This window comes from Erwinia sp. V71, from assembly GCF_965644245.1.
Classification (GTDB): Bacteria; Pseudomonadota; Gammaproteobacteria; order Enterobacterales; family Enterobacteriaceae; genus Erwinia.
This window is the reverse complement of sequence record NZ_CBFFRK010000167.1, coordinates 1-8134: the sequence shown is the minus strand read 5'-3', so window position 1 is coordinate 8134 and position 8134 is coordinate 1. Positions and strand designations below refer to the sequence as shown.

Annotated in this window: 7 protein-coding genes and 1 pseudogene; 2 read left to right on the top strand and 6 right to left on the bottom strand. The window is 56.5% G+C overall.

What is annotated here, in order from left to right; genetic code table 11:
• Nucleotides 1-110 precede the first annotated feature (110 nt).
• The 6 genes from ilvA to ilvL form a co-directional block, all read right to left on the bottom strand.
• Nucleotides 111-1658: a threonine ammonia-lyase, biosynthetic gene (gene ilvA, locus ACSZO1_RS20930; RefSeq protein WP_437616099.1), complete on the bottom strand. Its 1548-nt coding sequence runs from the start codon at nt 1656-1658 to the stop codon at nt 111-113.
• Between the two features lie 3 nt (nt 1659-1661).
• Nucleotides 1662-3512, bottom strand: coding sequence for a dihydroxy-acid dehydratase (gene ilvD / locus ACSZO1_RS20925; RefSeq protein ID WP_437616097.1), 1851 nt, complete (start codon nt 3510-3512; stop codon nt 1662-1664).
• A gap of 119 nt (nt 3513-3631) precedes the next feature.
• Nucleotides 3632-4561: a branched-chain amino acid transaminase gene (locus ACSZO1_RS20920; protein ID WP_437616095.1), complete on the bottom strand. Its 930-nt coding sequence runs from the start codon at nt 4559-4561 to the stop codon at nt 3632-3634.
• A 19-nt stretch (nt 4562-4580) separates the two neighbouring features.
• On the bottom strand, nt 4581-4838 hold the full coding sequence (gene ilvM / locus ACSZO1_RS20915; RefSeq protein ID WP_437616093.1) for an acetolactate synthase 2 small subunit: 258 nt from the start codon (nt 4836-4838) through the stop codon (nt 4581-4583).
• Complete coding sequence (gene ilvG, locus ACSZO1_RS20910) at nt 4835-6481, bottom strand: acetolactate synthase 2 catalytic subunit (protein WP_437616091.1); 1647 nt, start codon at nt 6479-6481, stop codon at nt 4835-4837. Before ilvG ends, ilvM begins: the two co-directional genes overlap by 4 nt.
• 150 nt (nt 6482-6631) lie before the next feature.
• On the bottom strand, nt 6632-6730 hold the full coding sequence (gene ilvL / locus ACSZO1_RS20905) for an ilv operon leader peptide (protein ID WP_437616101.1): 99 nt from the start codon (nt 6728-6730) through the stop codon (nt 6632-6634).
• Between the two features lie 214 nt (nt 6731-6944).
• On the opposite strand from ilvL, the gene ACSZO1_RS20900 reads away from it, so the two are divergent.
• Nucleotides 6945-7076: a hypothetical protein gene (locus ACSZO1_RS20900; protein ID WP_437616089.1), complete on the top strand. Its 132-nt coding sequence runs from the start codon at nt 6945-6947 to the stop codon at nt 7074-7076.
• A 2-nt stretch (nt 7077-7078) separates the two neighbouring features.
• Nucleotides 7079-7924: pseudogene (locus tag ACSZO1_RS20895) on the top strand (YifB family Mg chelatase-like AAA ATPase); the annotation flags it as partial.
• Between the last annotated feature and the right edge of the window lie 210 nt (nt 7925-8134).

Sequence of the window (8134 nt, the reverse complement as noted above, 5' to 3'; positions counted from 1 at the left end):
CACCATGGGTAAAGGATGTTAAAAAGTGTTCACCATGTCCCCGAACACCTGTCTGCAATGTCCCCGGACCGTACACGATGTGGGGGTGGGTTCAGCGAATCCCTCGCTCCCTAGCGTCCCGCCAGAAAGAAGCTAAATGCCGGATTATTGGTCTCATCGTGGCAGTCGTAACCCAGCGCGGTAAGATGCTGGTCAAACTGAGGTTCGTTATCGCCCAGTTCAAAGGCCGCCAGCACACGACCATAGTCGGTGCCGTGGCTGCGATAATGGAACAGCGAAATATTCCAGTGCGCCCCCAGCGTCTGCAGAAAACGCAGCAGCGCGCCAGGTGCTTCCGGGAACTCAAAGCTGTACAGGCGCTCGCGCAGCGGTTTCGACGGACGACCACCGACCATGTAGCGCACATGCAGCTTCGCCATTTCATCATCAGAGAGATCGACCACCTGATACCCGCCCTCACGCAGCTGGGCAATGATCTCAGTGCGTTCCTCAACCCCACGCGTCAGACGCACGCCGACAAAAATGCAGGCGTTATCAGCATCAGCATAGCGATAGTTGAATTCGGTCACTGAGCGACCACCCAGCAGCTGGCAGAATTTCAGAAAACTACCTTGCTGCTCCGGAATGGTCACCGCCAGCAGTGCTTCACGCTGCTCTCCCAGCTCGCAACGTTCGGAAACATAGCGCAGGCCGTGGAAGTTAACGTTCGCGCCGGACAATATATGCGCCAGTCGTTCCCCTTTGATGTCGTGCTGCTGGATATACTTCTTCATCCCAGCCAGTGCCAGCGCCCCGGAAGGCTCAGCCACCGCACGCACATCTTCAAACAGATCTTTCATCGCCGCGCAGATCGCGTCGCTGTCGACAGTGACGATATCGTCGAGATACTCCTGGCACAGACGGAAGGTCTCGCTGCCGATGCGTTTCACCGCCACGCCTTCAGCAAACAGACCGACACGCGCCAGATCAACCGGCTGACCCGCATCGAGCGCGGCCTTCAGGCAGGCAGAATCTTCCGCCTCCACCGCAATCACTTTAATTTGCGGCATCAGCTGCTTAATCAGCACCGCCACGCCCGCCGCCAGACCGCCGCCGCCGACCGGCACAAAAATCCGGTCGAGGTGCGCATCCTGCTGCAGCAGCTCCATCGCCAGCGTGCCCTGTCCGGCGATCACCGCCGGATGGTCAAATGGCGGCACAAAGGTGTAGCCCTGGGATTCTGCCAGTTCAATCGCTTTGGCTTTCGCCTCATCGAAGTTGGCGCCAAACAGAAAAGCCTCACCGCCAAACGCACGCACCGCATCAACCTTAATATCCGCGGTGGCCACCGGCATCACAATCAGCGACTTAATCCCCAGCTTGCTGGCGGAGAGCGCCACGCCCTGCGCATGGTTACCGGCTGATGCCGTCACCACGCCGCGCGCTTTTTCCTCTTCCGTCAGACTGGCGATCATCGCGTAAGCGCCGCGCAGCTTAAAGCTATGCACCGGCTGGCGATCTTCGCGTTTCACCAGAATCGTGTTACCCAGCCGCGCAGAAATTTTTTCCATCTTCTGCAGCGGCGTCACCTGCGCCACTTCGTACACCGGTGCGCGCAGTACCGCGCGCAGATACTCGGCGCCGCAGGGGGCGTCGGGTAGCGGTTGAGACTCTGCCATCAGTTAGCCTCCCAGCTTACTTTTATCGCGAACCGCGCCTTTGTCAGCACTGGTCGCCAGCATTGCATAGGCACGCAGCGCGAAGGAGACCTGGCGCTCACGGTTATGCGGGGTATACGCGGCGTCACCACGCGCTTCTTCTTCTGCGCGACGCGCCTGCAACTCACTGTCAGGAATAGCCAGTTCAATACCACGATTCGGAATATCGATATTGATCGTGTCGCCGTCTTTGACCAGCGCAATGATGCCGCCGTTGGCTGCTTCCGGTGAGGCGTGGCCAATAGACAGACCCGAGGTGCCGCCAGAGAAACGACCATCGGTGATCAGCGCACAGCTTTTGCCGAGACCCATCGATTTCAGGTACGTCGTCGGATACAGCATTTCCTGCATGCCCGGGCCGCCCTTCGGACCTTCGTAGCGAATCACCACCACATCGCCTGCAACCACTTTGCCGCCGAGAATCGCTTCTACCGCAGCATCCTGAGACTCATACACTTTCGCCGGGCCGCTGAATTTCAGGATCTCTTTATCCACGCCCGCGGTTTTCACGATACAGCCTTTCTCCGCGAGGTTGCCGTACAGCACGGCTAAACCACCGTCCTGGCTGAAGGCGAATTCGCGTGAACGGATACAGCCTTCCTGACGATCGTCATCCAGCGTATCCCAGCGGCAATCCTGCGAAAACGCCTGGGTCGTACGGATGCCCGCCGGACCCGCACGGAACATTTTCTTCACACTTTCGTCTTTGGTCAGCATGATGTCGTACTGTTCCAGCGTCTCTTTCAGGCTCAGGCCGAGCACATTACGCACGTCGTTATTCATCAGGCCTGCACGATCCAGCTCGCCGAGAATACCCAGCACGCCACCGGCACGGTGCACATCTTCCATGTGGTATTTCTGCGTACTTGGCGCCACTTTGCACAAATGCGGCACTTTACGGGACAGGCGATCGATATCACTCATGTCGAAATCGACTTCGCCTTCCTGCGCAGCTGCCAGCAGGTGCAGGACGGTATTGGTGGAACCGCCCATGGCGATATCCAGCGTCATGGCGTTTTCGAACGCGGCTTTGCTGGCGATATTGCGTGGCAATACGCTGGCATCATCCTGCTCGTAGTAGCGTTTCGCCAGGCCGACAATGCGCTGACCTGCGGTGAGGAACAGTTGCTTACGGTCTGCATGGGTCGCCAGCAACGAACCGTTGCCCGGCTGCGACAGACCCAGTGCTTCAGTCAGGCAGTTCATCGAGTTAGCGGTGAACATACCGGAGCAGGAACCACAGGTCGGGCAGGCAGAACGTTCAATCTGATCGCTGTCGGCATCGCTGACATTCGGGTTGGCACCCTGGATCATCGCATCGACCAGGTCCAGTTTGATGATCTTGTCAGACAGTTTGGTTTTACCGGCTTCCATTGGGCCGCCGGAGACAAAGATCACCGGAATGTTCAGGCGCAGTGAGGCCATCAGCATTCCCGGGGTGATTTTGTCGCAGTTGGAAATACACACCATCGCATCCGCGCAGTGTGCATTCACCATATATTCCACAGAATCGGCAATCAGTTCGCGTGACGGCAGGGAATACAGCATACCGCCGTGTCCCATCGCGATACCGTCATCGACGGCGATAGTGTTGAACTCTTTAGCGACACCGCCGGACGCTTCGATCTGCTCAGCGACCAGCTTGCCAAGATCGCGCAGGTGCACGTGTCCCGGCACGAATTGGGTGAATGAGTTAACAACCGCGATGATCGGCTTGCCGAAATCATCATCAGTCATTCCGGTTGCGCGCCACAGGGCACGGGCACCCGCCATGTTACGGCCATGGGTGGTGGTGGCGGAACGGTACTTAGGCATGCTCGGGTTACTCCAGTCTGAATAAGAGCTGCCCCACCCGGCTACGTCGTGTAATGGTGCCAGCGGGGTCATGCTCTAAATTACGGGCGGAAAATGTTTCCGCCCGACAATCATTATGCTTATGGGTTTACCTGATCCAGCCAGCCCCACTTGTCTTCCGTCTCACCGGTAAACAAGCCGAAGAAAGCTTTCTGGATACGTTCGGTGACCGGACCACGTTTGCCCGCGCCAACCTGAATACCATCAACACTGCGTACCGGGGTGATTTCCGCCGCAGTACCCGACATAAACACTTCATCCGCCAGATACAGGGATTCGCGTGACAGCACCTGCTCACGCACTTCGATACCCAGATCTTTCGCCAGGGTGATAATCGCGTCACGGGTAATGCCTGGCAGCGCAGACGAGGTGAATGGCGGGGTGAACAGAATGCCGTCTTTCACTTCAAACAGGTTTTCACCCGCACCTTCAGAGATATAACCATGGGTATCCAGCGCGATACCTTCCTGGTAACCGTGACGGCGCGCTTCACTGCCGACCAGCAGAGAAGACAGGTAGTTACCACCGGCTTTCGCCGCGGTTGGCAGGGTGTTTGGCGCAACGCGGTTCCAGGAAGAGACCATCGCGTCGATACCCTGCTCCAGCGCTTCAGCGCCCAGGTAAGCACCCCATGGGAAAGCAGCGATGATCACATCGGTGCTGTAGCCGTCTGGCGGGTTCACGCCCAGACCGACATCACCCACAAACACCAGCGGACGGATATAAGCACTTTTCAGGTTGTTTTTGCGCAGGGTCGCGCGGCATGCTTCCATCAGTTCGTCGACGCTTTGGGCGACAGGAAAACGGTAAATCTTGGCGGAGTCGCGCAGACGTTGCATATGTTCACGATGACGGAAGACCACCGGACCTTTGTGTGAGTCGTAGCAACGTACGCCTTCAAACACGGAAGTACCGTAGTGCAGGGCGTGGGACATCACGCTGACCTTTGCTTCTTCCCACTTAACCATCTCGCCATTGAACCAAATAAACTCTGCTTTCTTGGTGCTCATTATTCTTTCCTTCTTGCGACTACGCGCGGATTTGTTGTGTTGTCTGTTGTTGAACCTGAACGCAGGCGACGTCCATCAGTTTACTTAACTGTGCTGACAGTAAATCGACGGAACGCTGACTGGCAACGGTCATTTCGATATTAATATTGCTGACGTTATTCGCTGCCGCCATATTCATGGCGCAGATCTGGAAACCACGGTGACGAACAACGCGCAAAATGCGCTCCAATATTTCAGGCCGGAAACGTGCTTCGATAGACAATTGGTGCTGATTCATGAGGTTTTCTCCATCATATTGGCGTTACTGGCGCCAGGCGGCACCAGCGGCCAGACGTTTTCGAGCTCATCGATTGATACATGCAGCATGTACGGCCCTTCACTGTTCAGCAGAGCGTCTAATGCGGCGTCGACCTGATCTTTGCGGGTAATACGCTGGCCCGGGATATCGAAAGCACGCGCCAGCATCAGGAAATCGGGGTTATCGGACAGGTTGGTTTCACTGTAGCGTTCGGCGAAGAACAGCTGCTGCCACTGACGCACCATGCCCAGACGCTGGTTATCCAGCAGCACGATTTTCACCGGCAGCTGTTTGCGTTTGATGGTGCCCAGTTCCTGCACATTCATCATAAAAGAGCCATCGCCAGAGACGCAGATTACCGTATCCTGCGGCCGCGCGACCTGTGCGCCCACTGCAGCTGGGAGGCCAAAGCCCATGGTGCCCAGACCGCTGGAGGTAATGAAGTTTTCCGGTGCAGTGAAGCTCATATGCTGCGCTGCCCACATCTGGTGCTGGCCAACATCGGTGGTCACCACCGCGCTGTCGGGTTTACGCGCCGACAGCTGTTGCAGGAACAGCGGGGCGTAGATCGCCTCGCCCGGATGATCGTAACGCCAGTCGTGTTCCGCTTTCAGCGCCATCACCTGTTCACGCCATGCCTCGATGGCGACAGGCTGGTACAGCTCCGGCAGCAGGCGGTTCAGGTCACCCTGCAGTGCAACATGCGCACGGCGCAGTTTGTTCAGTTCTGCCGGGTCGATATCAAGGTGAATCACGCTGGCGTGCGGGGCGAAGGTATCCAGTTTGCCGGTCACACGATCATCAAAACGCGCGCCCACGGCAATCAGCAGATCACACTCCTGCACCGCCAGGTTGGCCGCTTTAGTGCCATGCATACCGAGCATGCCGAGGTAACATGGGTCCGCTGCATCTGGCGTTCCCAGGCCTTTCAGCGTCGCCACGCTGGGAATACCGGTTTCTTTGGCGAAAGCACGCAGTGCCGGAACCGCCTGCGCCATGCCCACACCACCACCGACATACAGCATCGGTTTCTGCGCCTGCGCCAGCATGGCGCGCGCCTGCTGCAGCGCCGTTACCGGGTGTGCCTGCTCCGGCTCCACCTGCAGCAGATGCGGCGTGAGTTCGCCGTTAGCCAGCTGAATATCTTTTGGAATATCAATCAGTACCGGACCGGGACGGCCGGACTGGGCGATGGCGAACGCTTCTGCCATCACCGAAGGGAGTTCATCGAGGGATTCGACAAGGAAACTATGCTTGGTACAGGCCAGTGACAGGCCGAGAACGTCGATCTCCTGGAAGGCATCCGTACCAATCAGCGCTGAACCAACCTGCCCGGTGATCGCGACAACCGGAACGGAGTCCATCATCGCGTCCGCCAGCCCCGTAATCAGGTTGGTGGCACCAGGACCTGACGTCGCGATACAGACGCCGGTTTTGCCGGTTGAACGCGCATAACCAATGGCCGCCATCACCGCACCTTGCTCATGCCGACACAGTAGGTGTTCCACGCCGCCATCATAGAGTGCATCGTACACCGGCATGATTGCACCACCGGGATAACCAAATACAGTTTCTACACCTTGCGCACGCAACGCCTGAACCACCCACTGAGCACCATTCATAGTTATTCCCCCGCCTCTCGCTGGGAACAACAGCATTTTATGCTACTGTTCATTCTTTACTCCTTTGACATTCTCTGTCATTGCATCAGGTCGAAAAAAAACCCCCGGACCTTTCGGTGCGGGGGTTTTCAGTGAATTCGGGCTTGATTTCTAAGCCTTTCTTTCTCCAAGCGATGCCCCGCACGGTGGGATAATAATCACCACCACGCTAATCACGACTAGGCTAATCACTCGTAGAAGGGCTGTCATTTTAAGTTCGGTTTTTCGCTTGCTCGAAGTAATACCTACAGAGTTATCACAGTTATCCCTTCGCTGACAACTTTTTTTCATCAGAAAATTTTATTACCACCTAAGGCAAATCACGAAAAACGATTGTTATTCAGATAATAAGCGAAATATTGAAAATTCTTCATCACGTCCCTGTCGTGACTAATATTGGCCTGATTTGCTGCCAGGTCAATTTGTGAGGCAGCACCAGCAGAATCTGAGTGTGCTGCAACAGATTGCGATTTTTTACGTCGCACTGCGCAAAGAACCAGATGCGCCGTCGCCACATCAGGGAGAGCCTGCCACACTGGCGCGCAACAAGGAGTGATTATGACGTTAGCCATCGTCTTAACCCGTGCGGCGCTGGGCGTGGAAGCCCCGCTGGTGTCCGTCGAAGTCCATATCAGCAACGGATTACCGGCGTTTTCTCTGGTAGGGCTGCCGGAAACCACCGTCAAAGAGGCACGCGACAGGGTACGCAGTGCGATCATTAACAGCGGTTTCACCTTCCCGGCAAAACGCATCACGGTGAATCTGGCACCCGCCGATCTGCCAAAAGAGGGAGGACGTTTCGACCTGCCGATTGCCATCGCGATTCTCGCGGCCTCAGAGCAGATTCCAGCGGATAAACTCGCTGCTTATGAGTTCCTGGGGGAAATGGCGCTTAACGGCGCGTTACGCGCTGTTCAGGGGGCAATTCCGGCGGCGATGGCGGCATTGCTGCAACATCGGCAACTGATTTTGTCTGTGGATAATCAGCAGGATGTCGCGCTCATTCGCCACGGAGAGAGCCTGGTCGCTGGTCATCTGCTGGAGGTATGCGCCTTTCTGCTTGGCAAGGCAACTCTGGCAGCGGCAGCGACTGCACCGCCGCAGGAAAAGGGTGAACATGCCGATCTGAGCGAAATCATCGGCCAGCAGCAGGCGAAACGCGCGCTGGAGATTACGGCCGCTGGCGGGCATAACCTGTTGCTTATTGGCCCGCCAGGTACCGGCAAAACGATGCTGGCCTCACGCCTGCCAGGTCTGATGCCACCATTAAGCGACAGTGAGGCTCTGGAATGTGCCGCGATTGCCAGTCTGGTCAGCCACAGGGCACCTCCGCAAACATGGCGTCAGCGCCCTTTTCGCGCACCGCATCACAGTTCATCCATGTATGCCCTGGTGGGTGGCGGCTGTAATGTATGGCAATAGGTGTTCTTTTATGGAAATTGATGTTACTAAGACATTTTCCTTTATACACGTTTCATCAGTCTGTGATCTGACGAACTGCATCCGCCTAGTTTTGAACACATATTTGCGGTTAAGGACTGGCGGATTCAAGTTCGAAGTGCAACGCTAAGCCGCCTGTCTTAACTCTGCAAAGACCACTGAAGGCTGCCGGAA

What these genes read in the sequence shown, in the direction of transcription:
- ilvM (WP_437616093.1), bottom strand. Translation starts at nt 4,838, where the DNA reads ATGAATCAGCACCAATTGTCTATCGAAGCACGTTTCCGGCCTGAAATA.
- ilvD (WP_437616097.1), bottom strand. Translation starts at nt 3,512, where the DNA reads ATGCCTAAGTACCGTTCCGCCACCACCACCCATGGCCGTAACATGGCG.
- ilvA (WP_437616099.1), bottom strand. Translation starts at nt 1,658, where the DNA reads ATGGCAGAGTCTCAACCGCTACCCGACGCCCCCTGCGGCGCCGAGTAT.
- ilvG (WP_437616091.1), bottom strand. Translation starts at nt 6,481, where the DNA reads ATGAATGGTGCTCAGTGGGTGGTTCAGGCGTTGCGTGCGCAAGGTGTA.
- ACSZO1_RS20920 (WP_437616095.1), bottom strand. Translation starts at nt 4,561, where the DNA reads ATGAGCACCAAGAAAGCAGAGTTTATTTGGTTCAATGGCGAGATGGTT.
- ilvL (WP_437616101.1), bottom strand. Translation starts at nt 6,730, where the DNA reads ATGACAGCCCTTCTACGAGTGATTAGCCTAGTCGTGATTAGCGTGGTG.